We start from the raw sequence: 19,828 nt of genomic DNA on the forward strand, positions 1-19,828 counted from the left end.
AGTAGGATACAGACCTTCTGCGATCGCGCTATTTTCAGTGATTTAGACCCCATGCGGCAGTACTACTGGTCACAATCGTTAACCAACTCGATCGAAGCGTCCCTGGCAGTTTCGCCTCAGCCGACTGAAACCGAGCTAGATATTCTGCGCCGTCAGCATGAATTGATTTTGAATGCCGTGGGAGAAGGCGTTTATGGGCTGGATGTAGACGGTAAAGTCACGTTTGTGAATCCGGCCGCCGCGAATATGATTGGCTGGGAAATTGGTGAACTGATTGGTCAGTCAATGCATGCGGTATTACATCACTCTAAACCCGATGGTAACCCCTATCCTAAACATGAGTGTCCCATTTATGCCGCGTTTCGCGATGGGCGGATTCATCGTGCCAATACCGAAGTATTCTGGCGGAAGGATGGCTCTAGCTTCCCGGTGGAATATATTAGCACTCCCATGCAGGATCAACAGGGGAATGTGATTGGCACTGTTGTTGCATTTCAGGATATTACTCAACGCAAATGGGCAGAGGCATTATTGCAACGCACCAATGAAGAGTTAGAGCTAAAAGTTCGCGATCGCACCGCCGCATTACAACAGGCAAACGAGCAATTGCAAGAACTGAGTGAACTGAAGTCCCGGTTTGTGGCGATGGTTTGTCATGAATTTCGCAATCCTCTGAATAACATTTTGTTAGCTTCCTCCTCATTAGAACGCTATGATGCCCAACTATCTCCTGAGCATCGCTGCGAATATTTGCATGGCATCAAAACGGATGTGGAACGGATGACCCAGATGATTGATGACATTTTAGTGATCGGCAAAATTGAAGCTCATAAGTTGATGATTCAACCAACACCGATCGACCTGGTACAATTCTGTCAAACATTGGTTACAGAAATGCAGTTAACCACCGATTGGCAACCCTGTATGGTGATCAGTCGGCATCGTCATTTAGTTGCCGAATTAGATGAAAAACTATTGCGATCGATCCTCACGAATGTTCTGTCTAATGCTATCCGCTATTCCCGCGATCGTACCCCAATTAAACTGCAACTCCTGAAGCGACAGGGACAGGTAATCTTGCGGGTGATTGATCAAGGCATTGGCATTCCGCCCGAGGATTTGCCCTATGTATTTGAACCCTTCCATCGCGGTAAGAATGTCAGTAATATTCCCGGCACAGGCTTGGGACTAAACATCGTCAAACGGTTTGTCGATTTACACAATGGACAAATTCAAGTTGATAGCAGTTTGAATGTAGGGACGACATTTACGATTACCTTACCCCTGCACTACCATAGCAACCTTGGTTAAACCGTGATGTGCTATCCGTCCTGGCTCGATCGCGCATGACCATTGCCCTCCCGACGCGCCCGCATCTCCGCCAATTTCCGTAGGGAGCCGCCAATACTCCGGGGTTGGGGAACCTCTCGTTGACCAGCCGGCCAGCCCTCCCGTTGGCGGGAGCGATCGCCATCGGTTTCTTCGGTTTGGTCGTGGAAAAGAATCTGTTGAGTCGGGAAAGGTAGGTCAATCCCATTCGCCGTTAGTTTCCGCTTAATTGCCGTCAATACTTTATCCTGTAAATCCAAAACTTCAGCCCGACGCGGCGGTTGCACCCACCAACGGGCACGAATGTTGACGGTACTTTCGGCTAAACCAACGACGATCGCATCGGGAGCAGGTTTCTGTAATACGCCTGCCGTTTCGTGAATGGCTTCTAAAATTAGACGTTTTGCTTCATCAATATCATCCCCATAGCCAATGCCAACATCATATTGTAAGCGGCGATGTTCAAAGGCGGTATTGACGGTGACAGAATTAGTAAATAGCTCGGAATTGGGAATGACAATCCGGCGACCATCATAGGTTCTAATCGTTGTAGCGCGGGTTTGAATATTTTCAACGGTTCCTTCAAAGTCCTTGAAAACAATTTGATCATCCAGTTGAAAAGGTTCCGTTAACAGAATCAGGATTCCTGCCAGGAAATTTTGCAGAATATCGCGGAAGGCAAACCCGATCGCAACCCCACTAATTCCCAAAAGTTGTACTAAATCACCTGCCTGCAAGGTCGGAATGACGATCGATAGGGCAATAAAGAGTCCGATTAAGATTGTTGTCCATTGTGCCAATCGTCCTAGAATTAGTCCTAAATTACGGGCATGGCGACGGTTGCGGGTGAAGCGTCTTACCAGTTGGCGAATCGTGCCGCCAATCGCAAAGAAGATCGCAAAGACAATTAGTGCCAGCACTACATTGGGCATGAGGGCAATAAAACCATTGATCATGGCTTGTACCTTCTCCCAAGCAGCGGATATCTGAATGTTCATGAATCCACTTCAACTGATGCATCGCTGACGATATTAGCCGAATGCTCTCAAATGCACCTCTACCTCTGGTTTGTAAATCCGGGAAATCCGGAATTGTCAGGTGGAGTTTGTTGTCTGTATAGGAGTTACGATCGCGGCTCTCATTGTGATTGATGCAAGGCTGGATCAAATAGTACGTTTGCTCTAAAATAAAGCACGTTACGGCGATCGCTGACCCACTTATGCCCAGGAGATAGATATGATCACGCTCTATCAATTTGCCCCAGATTGGGGATTGCCGAATACCAGTTCATTCTGTCTCAAGTTGGAAACCTACCTGCGCATGGCACAACTGCCGTTTGAACTTGCCTCCAATGCTGATTTAAGTCAGGCTCCCAAGGGCAAACTGCCCTACATTACTGATCAGGGCAAGACCATTGCAGACTCGAATTTGATTATTGAGTATTTGAAAGCCACCTATGGAGATCCACTGGATCAGCACTTGAACCATCGCGATCGCGCGATCGCCCTGGCAATGCAGCGCTTAATTGAGGAAAACCTGTATTGGGTAGCGGTCTATAGCCGTTGGCAAGATCCCAGAAACTGGCAAACGGTGAAAGCCGCTTATTTCTCTAATCTTCCCCCTGTGCTGAAAACTATTGTGCCAAGACAAGTTCGCCAGCAAATGTTGCAGAGTCTCAAAGGGCATGGCATCGGTCGGCATACGCCAGCAGAAATTTATCAGATTGGTAGTACGGATTTAACGGCCCTCTCTGACTTTTTAGCCGATCAGCCATTCTTAATGGGCGATCGCCCGACTAGTGTGGATGCTGCCGCCTATGGGTTGCTTACCAATATTCTCTGGGCACCCATTGAGTCGCCTTTGAAAGAACGGGCTGAAGCCTTAAGCAATCTCTCAGCCTACTGCCACCGCATCAAAGAGCAATTCTATAGCCAGTCGTAATCGGTCTAAAATAAAACTACTCCCCCAATTGCAGGTAGCTTGCCATGACCACAACAACGCAGAAGCTCAGTTTTGCGGCATACCTGAACTATGATGATGGCACAGACACCCGTTATGAACTTGTGGATGGAGAGCTACTTCCGATGAGTTTAGGAACGGGGAAGCATGGAGCCATTAGCGAGTTCCTGAATGACCAATTTAAGCAGGAGATTCGCCGATTGGGATTGCCGTGGACTGCCAAAGATATGCGGATTGGGGTACGATCGCCTCGGGGAGGACGTTGGGATACCTCCAGAATTCCAGATGTGACTGTTTTGTCGATCGCCCAATGGGAAGCAATGGCAGACCGGGAAGCGGTGATTGATCTAAATGAACCACCCCCCTTGTTAGTGGTGGAAGTAGTAAGCGAATCCACTCGATCGGCAGACTACCGCGCCAAATATAGCGAATACAGTGTGTTGGAGATTCCAGAATATTGGATTGTTGACCCATTAGCCGCAACAGTGACGATTTGCCAGTTAAATGAAGGTCGCTACGACGACACTGTATTTACAGGAGAGTTCATAATTCAGTCCCAAACTTTCCCTGAGTTGACGTTAACCGTGGCGCAAATTTTAGCCAGTACGTTTTAGAGGATGCTTTAAAGGTATCAAGGAGAGTCTCAGCAAAGAGTGAGATCCCATTCCCACCTGTACTACCGATTGCAGGGATGCCCTGCCAATTCAGCCACGATGGCAATCCAATCAGTGGGTTGAGCTAACTTGTGTAAATGCGCTTCAAATCCAGCCGCGATCGCCTTTTCTCGATCCTCATCTACATAGGCAGTCATGGCAGCCGCCGGAAGATGCCTACCGTAATCAGCCTCTAGAGCGCGGATTTGCCGAATCAGGCTATAGCCATCTCCGTCAGGCATACGAATATCACTCAGTAAAACATCTGGACGAAATTGTCCTAGTTCTGCTAACGCTTCAGCCGCACTGGCAACCGCCCTGGCATGAATTCCATACGCCCCCAGCACAGCCATGACAAATTCACGAGCATCGGCTTCATCATCCACCACCAGCACCCGTAAGCCGTCGAGCGACGCAGGCAATTGCGACCCAGTTAGTGCTCCTGTTCCTAAATCCCTGTCCAGACGTTCCCGTTGCTGCGAGTGGGAAATCACTGACTGAGATTGACTCAAGTTATACACACCAATTCGCAGGTACTCAATCCAGCCATCGATGTTACGGGTAATTGCCACCTGCAACTCAGCCATGATGGGTGTACCATTTCGAGGATGCAAGCTCTGTTGCCAGATTTGAGTGCCCGTACTTTGAGACAGTTGATGGAGATGAGTCCGAAAGGCAACTCGATCGCCCTCGGCGATAAACACGATCAGAGGTTTACCGATTAAGTAGTTACGAGACACATTTAGCAGTTGAGAGAGCGTCTGATTTGCCTCCAGAATCACCCCATTGGCATCGGTCACTAAGGACGCGATCGGGAAAAACTGAAACAAATCTTGATAATACTGCTTCAGCAGCAGCAGTTCCTCCTGAACAACCTCGGCTGCTTCTATGTTCGTCTGCATCTGCTCATAAAGCACCTGCAAATCTTCTAGCCCCGCATCCACGGTCTCCCAATCTACGCTACTTCCCTTCCGTAAAGCTAAAATTTGCTGTCTAAGGAACTGAAGATGATGTTCAGCCTGCTCGTCATTCATATCACACATGCTTCCCAGTAATTAGGTTTCTGCTAGCCATCTCCCAGACACCTGCTTCAAGCATTGCACTCTCAAAAGCCGCCCAGAAAACTTCGAGTAAGAAATTTTCCTTACCTTAATCAGTCATAGAGAAACTATAGCAACTGTAATCGTCAAGCTAATTTCCACGGCATCGAACTTTATAGCGGCGCAATTCAGGTCGAAAGTGTAGGAGAAGGGGGGGGAACAACCTGATTGTCAGAGTGCCGCTTCTTCGAGCGGATGGCAGCTAGGTAGAACGAATTAAGTGAACGATCGCTTGCACCAACTCCTCGGGTTCGATGGGCTTTGAGATGTGTTTTTGGAAGCCTGCGGCAATCACTTGTTGTTGATTGGTATCTCCAGCATAGGCAGTTAGAGCGATCGCCGGAATTTGTCCCCCTTGATCAGGGGCTAACGTTCTTACCTGCTGGATCAGCATATAACCATCCATCCCTGGCATCCCAATGTCACTCAGTAGCACATCGGGTTTGGCTTGAGGCAGCACTAGCAGTGCTTCATGGGCAGAAGTTGCGGTGGTTACCTGTGCCCCTTGCTGCTCCAAAACAAACGCTACCAATTCTCGGGTATCGGTTTCATCGTCCACAACTAGAATTTTGATGCCGCTTAAATCGAGGGGCAGTTGCGGCGATCGCCCATCCTGGGTTGCTTGTGATGGACTGTGTAAGAGTGGGAGCCGAATGGTGAAGGTTGCTCCTTGTCCCTCTCCTAAACTGTCGGCTCTCACCGTTCCTCCATGCAGTTCAACCAAATGACGCACGATCGCCAATCCTAATCCCAGACCACCAAATTTGCGAGTGGTTGCCGCATCTGCTTGGCGGAAGTAGTCAAACACGTAGGGCAGGAAGTCGGGCATAATTCCCTGTCCTGTATCACTGACCGTGATTTGAGCGTAATGTGTTGTTAGTTCCTTGTCCTGTGTCACTTGTCCGTCGGGACTGATGCGTGACGTATGAGCAGTGATGAATGACAACCTGATTTCAACTCTTCCCCCCGTTGGAGTAAATTTCACTGCATTGGAAAGAAGATTCCAAATCACCTGCTGCAAGCGAGTAGAATCACCCAAAACCATTCCGACATCTGGTGCAAGCGTTGCTTCTACTGTGATTGATTTCGCTTCTGCCGCCAGCCGTACCGTTTCCATCGCTGCCCGAATGTTAGTAGCAAGATTCACTGGAGCCACATTGAGGCTCAATTTACCGCTTAAAATTCGCGATACATCCAGCAAGTCTTCAATTAATTCCGATTGCAGTTTGGCATTTCGTTCGATCGTAGCTAATGCCTGGGCTGTCCTAGCTTGGTCTAGCTTGCCACTCTGGAGCAATTTTGACCAACCGAGGATGGGATTGAGCGGCGATCGCAGTTCATGGGATAACACTGCCAAAAACTCGTCTTTAATCCGGTTCGCTTGTTCGGCTTCTTCGCGGGCTAACTGCTCCCGTTGCAGTAACAACTCTCGTTCAACTTCTGCCTGTTTGCGATCGGTAATGTCCAGCAATGTGCCAAAGAAATCAACCGTTCGGCGAGACTCCCCTTCTCCTGCAAATTGGGCTTGTCCTTTAGCCAACACCCATCGTTCGGTGCCGTCATTCCACACAATGCGATATTCAATCTCATAGGTTCCAGTCGATTGAGGGTCGATCGCTGCATTCACCTCAGCAGCGACTCGTTTGCGATCGTCCGGGTGCATCCGCTCCAGTACCTGCGGTAGAGGAACCATTACCATATCCTCTGACTCTCCCCAAATTTCCCGCATCCGCTCGTCCATTTCAACGAGGCTAGTATCCAGATGCAGCCGCCACCCGCCTAATCTGGCAACCTGGATCGCTAAGCGTGCCCACTCCTCGCTTTCTCGCAACTCCTGTTCTGCCCGTTTGCGTTCGTCTTCGATGCGCTTGCGCTCACTGATGTCATTGAAGAGAACCGCTACCTTACGCTCCTGGGGCTCACCCATACGGAAGGCGTAAACATCATAAAACCGTCTCAATTCCTGTGCCGTGTTCTCAAACCGCTCTGGTATCCCTGTTAGTGCAATTCTGCCGTAAATCTCAAACCAGTGCGTCTCCATCTGGGGGGCAAACTCTCGCATGGTTTTGCCAATCGCATCCACCAGCCCTGTCTGTTTCTCAAAGGCAGCATTCGCTTCTAAAAAGCGGTAGTCAAAGGCATTTCCGGCGGCATCAAACAATACTTCGATAATGCAAAAGCCTTCATCAATGGAATCGAACAGCGATCGATATTTGACTTCTGACTTACGCAATGCTTCTTTAATATCGACCTGACTCTGAATGTCGGTGCAGGTGCCGACCCATTTTTTGACGTTCCCAGTTGAATCCTTAATGGCAATACCACGCACTAACTGCCAGCGCCATTCCCCAGTGCGATGGCGAAATCGATGTTGAATTTCTAGCGGCTCGCCCGACTGAAGACAATGCTGCCAGTCCCGGACTGTATTGGGCAGATCTTCCGGGTGGGTAACTTGTTGCCAACTCCAACCATGCAATTGCTCTGGCGGCAGACCCACGTAGTCTGCCCACTGGTCACTCAGGTAGTCCACACGCCCGTCAGGCATTGCCGTCCAAATCAGTTGGGGAACGGTCGCTGTGACGGTGCGAAACCGCTCCTCACTTTGGCGCAGGGCGGCTTCAGTACGGGCACGTTCCAGACGGGGAAAGATGCGGTTTGAGATTTCCTCAATCAGTTGGATCTCATCATCCCGCCAATCGCGGGGTTGCGAGTGACAGATGGCGATGTAATGAGTCCACTTGCCATTGCGGTGAAACGGCACCGTAACGAAGGAATGCATATTCAGTGCCGCGTAGCCTGTGGCATCTGTGCGCGGGTCTGTTTGCGTGTTACGAATCACAACCGTCTCTCCCGCCCGGCTGGCTTGTAAAAACTCTTGGCTCAGGTATTGGGATGTGCGAAACGTGCCTACTGTACTGGGCACCTCTGGACTGCTCCAGCCGTAATGAACGGTCACCCGATCGTGGGCTTCATCGACATCCGTGAAGTTGCAGGTCGAAATCTGCAAATAGGCACCAATCTTTGCCCCAACCGTTTGCATGATTTCATTGGCAGTCGAGAGCCGCGAGAGATCTTCACCAATCTCAGCTAGGAAGGCGGCATGGGCTTCACGGCGTTTGCGCTCGGTAATGTCTAACGCGATCGCGACTGTTGATTGCGGTTTGCCATTGCGATCGCGGATCACCGATACACTATTGTTGACCCAGACGATCGAGCCATCCTTGCGGATATAGCGCTTCTCAATTTCAAACGGTGTGCCGTCAGTCCGCATCCGATGAAACAGTTCAACATTACGGGGCAAGTCTTCAGGATGGGTAATGTCCTGCATGCGTCGCTGCCTCAGTTCATCGGCTGAGTAGCCAGTGATATCACAATACTTCTGATTGACCAACGTGAGGTTGCCCTCGAGATCGGTGCAGGCAACACCTGTCACAGCTTGATTAATAATGGCTCTATACCGCTCTTCCGACTCCCGCAGTTTTTCTTCTACTTGTTGGCGTTGACCTTCAACCTGCTTGCGCTCAGTGATGTTCCGCGAGATGCACAGTAGCCGCTCAACTTGCCCATCGACTCCTCGCATCGGGCTAACTTTACATTCCCACCACTTCGGTTCGCTGTTGGATGTCAGGTGATAGCCTTGAAAGGTGCAAACTTCACCTGCCCTGGCTTGGGCGATCGCCTCGCGTGCCGCTTGCTGATCTGCTCCTTGCCAAAACTCTATCCAGGAGGTGTTGAGCCAGGGTGCTACATCCTGGATGCCCAGCAACACCTGCCCCCCTCGGTTCATAAACAGAATTCGCCCCCCCAAATCCAATACCTTGATACAGTCATCGCTACTATCCAGGATTTGCCGTACCTGAATGTCTAGGGCTAAATCCGGCTGCTGTTCTGGAGAATTGGCTACGTCTGCGGTTGTTGGGGCATGGGCTTCCGCCATGCCATGAGGCAGGTTTTGAGATGAATCATCATCTGATGAAATAGAGCGGCGGAGATGATCGGTCATAGAGTCCCCGTCTCACTCTGAAAAGTACTTAACCAGCAAATCTTGACCTGCCTCGCCCATCTGATGCAGTAAGGACTCAATCTGTTTCAATGCAATAGGTAAGGGCTTCGTCCGCCCATTTTCCCAACGATTGATGCTTTGAAATGAAACCCCTAACTTCGCAGCAAATCTTGCCTGCGAGAGTTCCAAACGCTGTCGCGTTTCCCGCACAAGATTGGCGAACTGAGGATGGTCAATTTTAGGCATAGAACACGATATTACTATTCTAAGTAGCTATACCATGTGGTATGGTGATCGCTCGTCCGTCGCAAGGCATAAAGGTTTAATCAGCGGTTCGCCCCGCTAGAAGATTTTTATAACATGTCATTTTCCGATCACATTTGTGATTAAACGTGGAAGAGAAAACGATCGCATCGTTATTTCTCATGGTTCAGTTTGCTTATCACGCTTCCCATGAACAATTTCCACCCAGCGTACTGTTAGCGTATGCCCAACGCGCCGAGCAGGCTGGCTTTACAGCCATCACCTGTTCCGATCATTTCCATCCCTGGAGCGATCGCCAGGGAGAAAGCGGCTTTGCCTGGTCCTGGTTAGGGGCTGCGATGCAGGCTACTTCCCTGCCCTTTGGGGTTGTCTGTGCCCCTGGACAGCGCTATCATCCAGCGATTATTGCCCAGGCTGCCGCCACATTAGCCGAACTGTTTCGCGATCGCTTCTGGGTGGCGTTGGGTAGTGGACAGGCATTAAACGAAGCCATTACGGGCACACCCTTTCCCATCAAAGCCGATCGAAATGCCCGCTTGCAAGAATGTGCCGATATAATGCGGGCACTGTGGATCGGGGAAACCGTGACTCATCATGGTCTGGTGACGGTGGAAGAAGCCAAACTTTATACCCGTCCCCCCACCCCACCCCAAATTATGGGAGCCGCCATCACCCCTAAAACCGCCGAATGGGTTGCAAGTTGGGCGGATGGCTTAATTACCATTTCCCAGCCTTACGACAAATTGAAACAGGTGGTGGAAGCCTTTCAACGGGGCGGGGGACAGCACAAACCCATGTATTTGAAGGTGCAACTTTCCTATGCCCAGAGCCAGGATGTTGCTTTGCAAGGAGCTTATGATCAGTGGCGCACCAATATTTTTGAAAGCCCCGTGTTAGCAGAACTGCGGAATCCGCAACAGTTTGATGCCGCTGCTGACTTTGTTAAACCGGAGGATATGTACGAATACGTCCGCATCTCCAGTGATCCACAGCAGTATATTGCATGGCTCCAGAAAGATATTGCATTAGGGTTCCAAACTATCTCCTTACATAATGTCAATCGAGAACAAACTCCCTTTATTGAACTGTTTGGTGAAAAAGTTTTACCTGCCATAAAGTTCATGTAGAGACGCGGCATTTAGTAGGTCAGTTGTTGACAGGGTGGTTAACACACTTTCATAGCTCTAAGAAACTTGAAATAGTGATACTGTCAAACCAAATTTTATATGGGATGTCATTTTCTCGTCACATTTGCGATCGAGGCTAGGAGACAGAATCCATCGCAGGTTTGTGATGATGGCTGCATTTCGTTATGGCATTTCCCATGAGTCATTCTCATAGAGGCAAGTTATGCAAATTAGTGTTGGGCCACCTGTTTTAACTATTAACCACGGTCGCACTTTTATGGTGACAGATCTGAGTGGCAACATTGATCCCACGACAGGTCAACAGGGCATCTTTACGGACGACACCCGCTTTCTCAGCTATTACGCCTGCTATGTGGATGGCAACTCCTGGAAGCGATTATCCTCTGCAACAACGGCTTACTATGCCTCGCGCATTTATCTGTTTAATCCCACCTTCAGTACCAATGAGCGCGAGATCGCCGAAAACGAATTGTCACTCATCATCAGTCGGGTTGCCAGTCAGGGCATTCGAGAAGAACTGGATTTGACTAACTATGGCTTGCAACCCGTTCATTTCAATTTAGAGATTGCTCTACGATCGGACTTTGCCGATATTTTTGAAGTTGAATCTCAACAAGTGGTGCGCCGGGGACAGGTTGAAACCCGGTGGATTAAAGAAAAACGGGAATTGCGAACCCTGTACACGAACGGCGATTACTGTCGTCAGTTTATGTATCGTGTCACCGACTGTGATTTACAGCCCTGTTATGGCAATGGACGGATTGTTTTTGAAATTACGTTAGAACCGGGAGCCACCTGGCACGCCTGTAGTCACTATATCCTGACGGATCACCAGCACACTCGCAAGCCATTGGCACTCAGTTACCAGGAGGCGATCGCCAACGGACTGGAGGATGGACAATACCAGTGGCAGCAGACAGTTACGGATCTGGATTCTTCCCAGGAGTCGGTGGTGCAATTGTATCGCCAATCGATCGATGACCTGGGCGCGATGCGACTGTATGACTATGACTTTGCCCCCAATGTCTGGATTCCGGCAGCGGGTGTGCCTAAATTTGTCACCCTGTTTGGGCGCGATAGTTTGATCATCAGTTTGCAAAACATGATTGTGCATCCGGGGTTTGCCAAAGGGTGTTTACAGAAATTAGCGGAACTCCAGGCAACCGACTACGATGACTGGCAGGATGCGGAGCCGGGAAAGATTCTCCACGAAATTCGCATGGGGGAACTGGCACAGTTGGGGAAAATTCCCCACACGCCTTACTACGGTGCAGCCGATACCACATCATTGTTTTTGATTACGCTGCATGAAGTCTGGAAATGGTCGGGGGATTCCTCACTGTTACGAGATTATCGTGACGTGATCGATCGCTGCCTCACCTGGATTGATCAGTACGGTGACTTTGATGGCGATGGCTTCCAGGAATACCAGATGCGGTCTTCGGCAGGGATTGAAAACCAGGCATGGAAAGACTCCGGCGATTCAGTGGTGTATCCCGATGGCAGTCAGGTAAAAGCTCCAAAAACGCTGTGTGAGCTACAGGGCTATGTCTTTGATGCCTGGATGCGGATGGCAGAGGCGTTTGAAGTGTTGGGCGACGGCGATCGCAGTCAGGAACTGCACCAGAAAGCAGCTCGCTTACAGACTCAGTTTGAAAAACAATTCTGGTGTGAGGATACAGGGTTCTACGCCTTTGCCCTGGATCCGGATAAACAACCTGTGGCGACGATCGCCTCCAATCCGGGACATTGCCTCTGGAGTGGAATAATTCGGCGCGATCGGGCAGAGCAGGTGGCGAAGCGACTCTTGCAGCCTGATATGTGGAGCGGTTGGGGCATTCGTACCCTTTCCTCTACCAACCCTGCCTACAATCCTTTTTCCTATCATCGCGGTTCTGTGTGGCCCCACGACAACAGCCTGATTGCCCTGGGTTTGAAACGGTATGGTTTAACGACAGAGGTTGCCCAGGTTGCCGAGGGAATTTTCAATGCGGCGCAACATTTTGCCAGTTACCGTATTCCGGAACTGTACTCCGGAGTATCCCGTGCAGTCGGTGCTTTCCCCGCGCCCTACCAGCAGGCAAACGTGCCTCAGGGCTGGGCAGCGGCATCCGTGTTTCAACTACTGCAAGCCCTACTGGGACTCCAGGCAGATGCTCCCCATGGAATCTTGCAGGTCGATCCGGTATTACCTGAGTGGTTGCCTGATGTTACCCTCCGCAATCTGAAAGTAGGCGGTGCCTGCGTTGATTTGACCTTTTGGCGTGAAGGCGATCGCACTTGCTGGGATGCAGTCGTGCGATCGGGGCAGATTGAAATCACACAACAACCCTGGCAACCCTGGATCAATTCGTTGTCTCAACCTATTCTGCAACAGCATTAATTCAACCATCATTGCAATGGCTCAAGCACAGGAACGGCGAGAAATCCGCCGATATATCTACTGATCAGGAGAGTAGAATGAGGGAGAGAGTGGGTGACTATTGCAGTAACTTTTTAACTTGACGCTGAAAAACTCCGTTGTTGGAAGTTCGTCGTCATTTCTAAGCGAGCTAACGCACTAGTAGCCGATTCGCGAACATAGGAGTCCGTTGATTCATCCTGAATTAGCATAGTAAGGACATCTACCCCTCGTTCATCCCCGATCGAACCTAGCGCATTCACGATCGAGATGGCTAACGCTGGATTTTGGGTAGTTTGTAAGGCTTCGATCAACTCATTCACCACTGGAGTCCCAATTTCACCCATTGCCATGACAGCGGCAATATGGACAACAGGATTGGGATCATTAAGCGCGATTTTCAGCCCTTCAACACCTAGTGCTGGAAAGGGATCCTCAGGATAATTAATCGCTACTTGAGCCAGGGCTTTCGCGGCACTACCCCGAACCGTCACATTATCACTGTGCAGTAATGCCTCAACTAATGGTGGAACGGTATCAGCCCCGATTGCGCCTAAGGCTTTCACCGCTGCCCGTCGGTAGGTTGTATTCTCTTCATCCAAAAGACTCATTAATCGCGGAATGGTTGTCTCATCCCGGTTTTCAGCTATTGCCCACATTGCTTGCTCTTGTAGATGAGGATTTGGATGTTTTAGTTGTTGAAACAGTGCTTCTGTAGACATCGATTGATCCGGAGAGATTCTAGCTAAAAGAGGTTTTGTCTGGGCAACAATTCTGTAGAGGATATATCTCTATACAGGTTAATTACTCATAGTTATTTATATTATCATTGCAGATTTCAGTTCTGATAGCTTAATTGATTACCGCTAGGTTTGCTTGGACTCTTTCTCGAATAAACCAGTTATCGGCATCCATGAGATTTGTGTGATCACTGCGATCGCCCAGTTGTTCCAGTGCCATTAATGCCGCATACTGCAAATCCCAAATGGTACTGTCTAAACAGGCATGTAGTTCAGGAATGGCGCGGGGATCACCAAGTTCACCTAAGGCGATCGCGGCGGCAGCCCGAGATTTTTGAAATTGGGGTTGGCGATTATGTAAGGCTTCCAGCAATAGATCATAAGCTGGTAAATGTTGCAGCCAGCCCAATAGTTTAACCACATGGAAGTGTGCCCCGTAGTCATTACAGGCTTCCTCCGCATAGGTGGCAAACAACGCTGTCGGAGCAGTATCCGCGTAATGCTCCAGAATGGTTTTAGTGGCTAGATAACAACGACCAAAATCTGTTTCGTATAATTCTCGAATTAAAACGGATAATTCTGGGAGGCGATCGTAACTATGGACTAATCGCAAATCCTGGGGATGATCGCGTAAGGTTTGCTCTAGATACGCTTGAATTTTAGTGAAGGTCAGTACACCGTTGGCAAATCCTGACTCTGCGAGTAAGCGAATTCCCCGCAAGCGAAACACGAGGGATACCGGACACCGAGCGATATCGGGAATGGCATCGTAATATTGGGCATCAATTAAATCCTGAATGGATAACCGCCGAGCTAACACATTCGGATGCTGTAGCATGGCGACAACCTGTGCCATTTGAGTTGTATCGTGGGTGAGTCGGCAGACTGCCGTAATCGCCGCACTCGCGGTCGGTAAATCTGGGTTATTCGTAAACCGCTGAATCCGTGCCAATGCGGGTTGGTAATTCAGTTTAGCTAATGTATGGATAATCACTCGATAGGTTTGTCCCGGTTTATCGAGCAGGCGAGTGATCATCTCCAGGATCAACGGATCTTGAGTCCCAATTTCCCCGATCGCCCAAACGGCATTTTCTACGGTGTAACAATCTTCATCACTCAGGCAGGAGGAAATCACAGGTAGCGCTTGTCTGGCTCGTAACCGTCCTAATGTTTCGACAGACTTCCGCCGCACAATCCGATTTTCTAGCATCTCATCCGTTTGCTGAACCGCCCGGATTAATGCTTGAATCGATCGCTCGGTTGGAAAGTTGACTAAATGAGATGCGGCAATATAGCGTGAATCATGCTCACTGATTTGGGCTTGTGGAGTATCTAATAGAGCGATCGCTTGCTCTTCAGTTAAATTAAATAGATTAAAAAAGCGCTTATCCATACATCAAGACTGCAATTCCAATAAACCAATTATGACTGAAGCTGTTTACCTGGAAAGAGATCAACATCTGCACAGGTAAATCACCATAAAACAAGCCTGAAAGTTCTTTGCTGATCACTCAACCTGCCTCGGTAAAGCAAAGAGTTAAAGAACCTCCAGGTTTGCACAATAGGGAGAAATCTACCCTGTTACTCAATCGATATGCTACGAATCAACTAGGACAAAGAATTGATCGCATAGTCCAGCAGGGCATTGTACTCAGTCAATGCTTGAGCCGACATATCGCGAGGAGCACAACCCCGGTTCCGAGCAAAGCTGAGGGCTTCCACATAGGGAGCCGTGGGTAGACCTAGAGCGCGATACACTTCACGCTGACCCGCAATTCCCCACTCATCCAGAGGCCCTGTACCGCCTACGACTAAGCAGTATTGAACTAGGCGCATGTAGTGTTTGATATCACGCATGCACTTCGCTTTGAAGGTATCGGTGGAGTTCGCTTCACCTGCATTGTTCAGGTAAGGATACTTCTTGATGCAAGCATCATACGCTTCCCGAGCAACGTTATCCAGATTACCAGCCAACTTCTCAGCCGCTTCTAACCGGGCTGCGGCTCGCTGAATGGAACCTTGAACCGCTTCCAGATCCGAGGTGCTGGGGAACCGACCTGCCGCATCAGCAGACGCAATTACGGTAGTAACAACAGATTTCATGTCTTAAGTCTCCCAATATATAGAGTGAATGGTTGGTTCTTGTTGAGTCTCAGGCCGTTGAGATCAATTAGCTCAGAGCCGCAATCACGCGATCGAAGTAGCTGGAAGCTTCAGCCACCAAGCTAGCACAACGATCTTCTACAACTGGGCTGCCCATTTTACGCAGTTTAGCGCCAGCCCGCGCTTCGCTGGGAGTGTCTTTGATGTGAGCAGCAGCTTGAGCCTTCATGATTTGAACGGCACGCACGGTAGAGGTGGTGGGTACACCCAATGCCGCGTAGGTTTCTTTCAAACCATTCAAGCAGCGATCGTCTAGCACAGAAGCATCGCCTGCTAACAGAGCGTAGGTGACATAGCGAAGAATGATTTCAGCGTCCCGGAGGCAAGCCGCCATCCGACGGTTGGGGTAGCAGTTACCACCGGCTTGGATCAAACCTTGGTTTTCGCAAATCATTCCGGCAACTGCATCAGAAACCATACAGCTAGCGTTACTAGCAATGGCGTTCACAGCGTCCAGACGACGGTTGCCACTGGCAACGAATGCTTTGAGGGCATTAATGTCACCGACCACAGAGGTGCTGGCATCTGCTGAGACTACAGCTCTGGAAAAAGCGTCAAGCATTTCGCTCTCCTTAAAAATAGTGTCTGTAAAAACTCTTTGCTTGTTAGTTGAACAAGACAATAAAGACCATAAAAGATGAAGCGGATTGTAGTCTCAATTATGAAAAACAAAGCAACAATCCTTAATATTTCTCTGATTGCTTTACAAAAAAAACAGAACGATCGCTCGCATTATTACAACGATCGCTCTGGTTACACCTAAAGAAATGAGAATGAAATAACTTGAATAACTTAACCCTTGACCTGTACGGGCGCGGCATCCAGCACAGGATTTTGGGTCGATCGCAAAGACTCTTTACCGATGCCACGCCCCTACGCCAGGAACTACACTTGAATAAATTCCTACTTCTAAGTGAGGCAACTTCTAGATCAATTTAAAATGACAAAATTAACTGTGACCATATTTAACTTTCGCTAAATACAGCCACAACCCAATAGAATTGGCATATTTAAGGATTGCAGATTGATTAAGATGTAGATTTGCGTAGGGGCGTGGCATTTGGTAGAAAGTTCTTGCCATTATCCCAGAGATCTCTACCAAATGCCGCGCCCGTACAGAAAGATGCGGAGTGATTTAATTCCCATGCCTAAACAAGTTCCAATTCAAACCTATTGATCATAGAGGTAGAATTAGCCAGCTGAATTGTGACACGCATCACCGCGCATCATCAGCTAACTCCAGAGACACCACATCACCAATCATCCTTAGCCTCAGACTGACGCTCAATCTGCGCGATCGCGAGTTTCGCCAGAACTCGAATCACATCTTGCGGATCATCAAGTAATTCCTGTAACGGTGTTAAGGCTAAGGGATCACCTAATTTACCCAGAGAATTAATCGCGGCTTTCCTGACATCTAAATCCGGGTCTTGCAGCGCCAAAATTAAGTGTGGAATGGCTGGGAGATAATTTACCTGACCCAATGCCGCCGCCGCTTCTGTCCGAATTAGTGGTTCTGGATCAGTGAGAACTGAAATCAGCAAATTACACGCTCGTTCATCCGATTGCTCCTGAGCGACATGACCTAAAGCGCCGATCACCGCACAGCGAACATCTAAAGAGGCATCATTTAAGGCGGCATACAAGTAATCTGCGGCTTCAGAGCCAATAAATGCCAATGCCCAAGCTGCATGACCTTTAATATCCTCGGAATGTTCAGGAGAGGCTAGAATCTCCAGCAGCGCCGGTACAGACGCTTCTCCTGTCCTGGCTAATGCCCCGGCTGATGAACCTTTGACAACGGTATCTTCATCGTTGAGAAAGGCATGGAGTAACGCAGGTACAGCCGCCGGATCGGCGATAATCGTCAATGTTTTAGCGGCGGCTCGTCGCACCACAACATTGGCATGATTGGCTAAGGCTTTGACCAAAAATGGTGTCGCAGGTTCACCAATCTCACCTAACGTTTCGGCAAAACGTAAGCGAATTAATCCGCGCGGATCACCCAACCCCTCAACCAATCGTTCTAACAGTAAGTGATCGGTAATATTCAGGGTGTCTAAGGTAATTTGTTCATCAACTTGTTGCAGGAGTGCATCGTTTTCATCCTGAATCCGCTGGGTAATATCATCCACGGCTGGCGCTTTGGAGTTAAGAGATTGGCTCATCACGAATTCTCTGAGATCAAGAACTAGAACAACGATTTACTGGCGAGCCAGCAGCATAGATTGCCGTTGGCGCAATGCTTCCAGGTTGGCATCAATTTGAGCCAGACTCGGTTCCAGGGCAGCTAGAGCTTGGGCTTTCATCACTTTGGCTCGTTGTGCCATTGATAGAGTATCGTTGACCAGGCGTTCCCGGTATTGTTCCAATTCACGAATGATTTCAGCCAGTTCCTCCGGACTAGCTTGCTCGATCGCCTGCATTTCAGTCGTATCTGTCATATCAATCTATTCCTTAATGCAACTTACTAAACATCTATGGCTCAATCTTCTTTTTTGATCTTAAACTGCGATCGCGGCACTTTTACAATCGCTTAATTGGCGTTCCAGATCAAACAGAAAACCATGAATGTATTCCTCTGTCCATTCGGCTCCATAAAACCGGGTAAACATGCCTCGGGCTGGATCTTTCTCGGCTCGATATCGCAAATAGCGCAATTGCGCCTGTTCAATTTCCTGAAGCGCTTGGGGGGCCGTAATGGGTTCGGCTTGAGCCACAAACTGGAGATACGCTTGGAGATAGTCTTGAAACGCTGCAAAGACATGGGTTGTCACAGCTTCAGTTTGCTCCGGACGTGTCCATAGAAACGCGGGTGAGAAAAAGGGACGAGCTTCGGCGGGAAACTCACCGCCCCACGGTAAATGCGGCTGGTGCGCCTCAAAAATCGGCAGAATTGGCTGGGTATATTTCGCTTGATAATCCGGACGATCGCGAAATAAGGGTTGCATATCCAGGGCAATTAAATGACCGCCCGGTAGAGTCACCAGATCTGCACCGAAAAAGGGGAGGTCGTAGTGGAGGTGGGGAAAAATCACGAAGTTCAAGACCTGAAGGGAATCACCTCCCTGAACATGAGCCGCGCGGATTTGTCGCAGTTTTGCCGACTGATAGGCGTAGCTAGTGGTCTGGATCGTCTCTTGATGTTTGCCTTTGCCCACGATCGCTGATTTCGACTCAAACCCAGATGGAATAGGGTAGGGTTGCAAATCCAAATGCTCCTGTAAACAGGCGATCGCATAATCCAAAAATGGTTGGTAGAGGGTCATGGGAAGTCGTCAGAAATCAGATGATGGGTAATTGGACAAGCCGCCTATCCAGCCGCGACGGCAGCAAACGGGATCGCCTCTTCAAACAAGAATTCATACAGAAATCGTTCTGACCATTCATGCCCAAAGTAACTACTGAATAATCCTGAGGCGGGATCGCGATCGGCACTGTATTGGTCGTAATCTGTTTGGGCTTTGGCAACTCGGCGAATATCGGCTGGACGATCGAGTACTTCTGCTTCCGACAGCATTTGCCAGTACAGATTCAGATAATCCTGAAAGGCTGCAAACACTCGCGTTTTCACTGTCGCTGCATCTGTTTTGGCAAACAGTAAGTATTTGGAGAAATACTGGTTGGCATCGTAAAACTTCATTTCCAGATCCTGTGCCAGATCAGGATAACGATCGCGCAATGTTTTTAGTGGGTGGATGTATTTAGCGAGATAGGCTTCATCCTGAAATAGCGGCTGGAAGTCCATCACAATCAGGTTTTTCACCTGCCCGAAGGAGAGAAAATCAATCCCTAGCAACGGTAAATCATAGTGGTGACTGGGATAAATCACACTATTAAAAATTTGGGCACTGGCACCCGCATCGATATAGGTGTAGCGAATCTTCCGGAGTTCAGGACATTGATAACACCAGCTTTGAATTGTGGCAGGGTGTTTACCGCGATCGCTCACCCGAAGTTCTAGCCCTGCTGGAATCGAACGATTTTGCAACTCAAAGCGTTGAGACAATGACTGTCTCAAGTGCAGCAAAAAAGGTTGATACATAAATTGAGCGGCGAATATGTCTT

The 19,828-nt window shown here is 49.1% G+C and carries 17 protein-coding genes; 5 read left to right on the forward strand and 12 right to left on the reverse strand.

Annotated features, from left to right (window positions below; translation table 11 throughout):
• Nucleotides 1–51 precede the first annotated feature (51 nt).
• Complete coding sequence (locus ACN4EK_RS01625) at nt 52–1,311, forward strand: PAS domain-containing sensor histidine kinase (protein WP_431655611.1); 1,260 nt, start codon at nt 52–54, stop codon at nt 1,309–1,311.
• A gap of 11 nt (nt 1,312–1,322) precedes the next feature.
• Here the strand turns inward: ACN4EK_RS01625 and ACN4EK_RS01630 are convergent, their stop codons facing one another.
• A complete protein-coding gene (locus ACN4EK_RS01630) occupies nt 1,323–2,327 on the reverse strand; it encodes a mechanosensitive ion channel family protein (RefSeq protein ID WP_431655612.1) in 1,005 nt (334 codons plus the stop codon).
• Nucleotides 2,328–2,565: 238 nt separating this feature from the next.
• Between ACN4EK_RS01630 and ACN4EK_RS01635 the strand changes: the two genes are divergently transcribed.
• The gene (locus ACN4EK_RS01635) at nt 2,566–3,270 is read left to right on the forward strand and encodes a glutathione S-transferase family protein (protein ID WP_431655613.1); all 705 of its coding nucleotides are present in this window, start codon (nt 2,566–2,568) and stop codon (nt 3,268–3,270) included.
• Nucleotides 3,271–3,314: 44 nt separating this feature from the next.
• Nucleotides 3,315–3,902 carry a Uma2 family endonuclease gene (locus tag ACN4EK_RS01640; RefSeq protein ID WP_431655614.1) on the forward strand — a complete coding sequence of 196 codons (588 nt, stop codon included), beginning with the start codon at nt 3,315–3,317 and terminating at the stop codon, nt 3,900–3,902.
• Nucleotides 3,903–3,964: 62 nt separating this feature from the next.
• Here the strand turns inward: ACN4EK_RS01640 and ACN4EK_RS01645 are convergent, their stop codons facing one another.
• The 3 genes from ACN4EK_RS01645 to ACN4EK_RS01655 all read right to left on the reverse strand — a co-directional run bounded on the left by ACN4EK_RS01645 (nt 3,965) and on the right by ACN4EK_RS01655 (nt 9,290).
• Nucleotides 3,965–4,975 carry a response regulator gene (locus ACN4EK_RS01645; RefSeq protein ID WP_431655615.1) on the reverse strand — a complete coding sequence of 337 codons (1,011 nt, stop codon included), beginning with the start codon at nt 4,973–4,975 and terminating at the stop codon, nt 3,965–3,967.
• Between the two features lie 268 nt (nt 4,976–5,243).
• Nucleotides 5,244–9,044, reverse strand: a complete 3,801-nt coding sequence (locus ACN4EK_RS01650; protein WP_431655616.1) for a PAS domain S-box protein — start codon at nt 9,042–9,044, stop codon at nt 5,244–5,246.
• Nucleotides 9,045–9,056: 12 nt separating this feature from the next.
• Complete coding sequence (locus tag ACN4EK_RS01655) at nt 9,057–9,290, reverse strand: helix-turn-helix domain-containing protein (protein WP_431655618.1); 234 nt, start codon at nt 9,288–9,290, stop codon at nt 9,057–9,059.
• Between the two features lie 179 nt (nt 9,291–9,469).
• On the opposite strand from ACN4EK_RS01655, the gene ACN4EK_RS01660 reads away from it, so the two are divergent.
• Together ACN4EK_RS01660 and ACN4EK_RS01665 are read left to right on the forward strand one after the other, a co-directional pair.
• Nucleotides 9,470–10,435 (forward strand): TIGR03885 family FMN-dependent LLM class oxidoreductase, encoded by a 966-nt coding sequence (locus tag ACN4EK_RS01660; RefSeq protein WP_431655619.1) that lies wholly within the window; start codon nt 9,470–9,472, stop codon nt 10,433–10,435.
• Between the two features lie 223 nt (nt 10,436–10,658).
• Nucleotides 10,659–12,839 (forward strand): amylo-alpha-1,6-glucosidase, encoded by a 2,181-nt coding sequence (locus ACN4EK_RS01665; protein WP_431655620.1) that lies wholly within the window; start codon nt 10,659–10,661, stop codon nt 12,837–12,839.
• A 113-nt stretch (nt 12,840–12,952) separates the two neighbouring features.
• Here the strand turns inward: ACN4EK_RS01665 and ACN4EK_RS01670 are convergent, their stop codons facing one another.
• From ACN4EK_RS01670 to ACN4EK_RS01705, 8 genes are all read right to left on the reverse strand, one after another.
• Nucleotides 12,953–13,579 (reverse strand): HEAT repeat domain-containing protein, encoded by a 627-nt coding sequence (locus ACN4EK_RS01670; RefSeq protein ID WP_431655621.1) that lies wholly within the window; start codon nt 13,577–13,579, stop codon nt 12,953–12,955.
• Between the two features lie 130 nt (nt 13,580–13,709).
• A complete protein-coding gene (locus tag ACN4EK_RS01675; protein WP_431655622.1) occupies nt 13,710–14,990 on the reverse strand; it encodes a HEAT repeat domain-containing protein in 1,281 nt (426 codons plus the stop codon).
• 215 nt (nt 14,991–15,205) lie between these two features.
• The gene (locus tag ACN4EK_RS01680) at nt 15,206–15,700 is read right to left on the reverse strand and encodes a globin family protein (protein WP_431655624.1); all 495 of its coding nucleotides are present in this window, start codon (nt 15,698–15,700) and stop codon (nt 15,206–15,208) included.
• 67 nt (nt 15,701–15,767) lie between these two features.
• Nucleotides 15,768–16,322 carry a C-phycoerythrin subunit beta gene (gene cpeB, locus ACN4EK_RS01685; RefSeq protein ID WP_431655625.1) on the reverse strand — a complete coding sequence of 185 codons (555 nt, stop codon included), beginning with the start codon at nt 16,320–16,322 and terminating at the stop codon, nt 15,768–15,770.
• Between the two features lie 691 nt (nt 16,323–17,013).
• Complete coding sequence (locus ACN4EK_RS01690) at nt 17,014–17,928, reverse strand: HEAT repeat domain-containing protein (protein ID WP_431655626.1); 915 nt, start codon at nt 17,926–17,928, stop codon at nt 17,014–17,016.
• 36 nt (nt 17,929–17,964) lie between these two features.
• Entirely contained in the window at nt 17,965–18,204 is a 240-nt protein-coding gene (locus ACN4EK_RS01695) for a hypothetical protein (protein WP_431655628.1), read from the reverse strand.
• Nucleotides 18,205–18,264: 60 nt separating this feature from the next.
• Nucleotides 18,265–19,029: a phycoerythrobilin:ferredoxin oxidoreductase gene (locus tag ACN4EK_RS01700; protein ID WP_431655629.1), complete on the reverse strand. Its 765-nt coding sequence runs from the start codon at nt 19,027–19,029 to the stop codon at nt 18,265–18,267.
• 44 nt (nt 19,030–19,073) lie between these two features.
• Nucleotides 19,074–19,805: a 15,16-dihydrobiliverdin:ferredoxin oxidoreductase gene (locus ACN4EK_RS01705; RefSeq protein ID WP_431655630.1), complete on the reverse strand. Its 732-nt coding sequence runs from the start codon at nt 19,803–19,805 to the stop codon at nt 19,074–19,076.
• Nucleotides 19,806–19,828 lie beyond the last annotated feature (23 nt).

Origin of the sequence: Pantanalinema rosaneae CENA516 (genome assembly GCF_050753385.1) — a bacterium.
GTDB lineage: Bacteria > Cyanobacteriota > Cyanobacteriia > Leptolyngbyales > Leptolyngbyaceae > Pantanalinema > Pantanalinema rosaneae.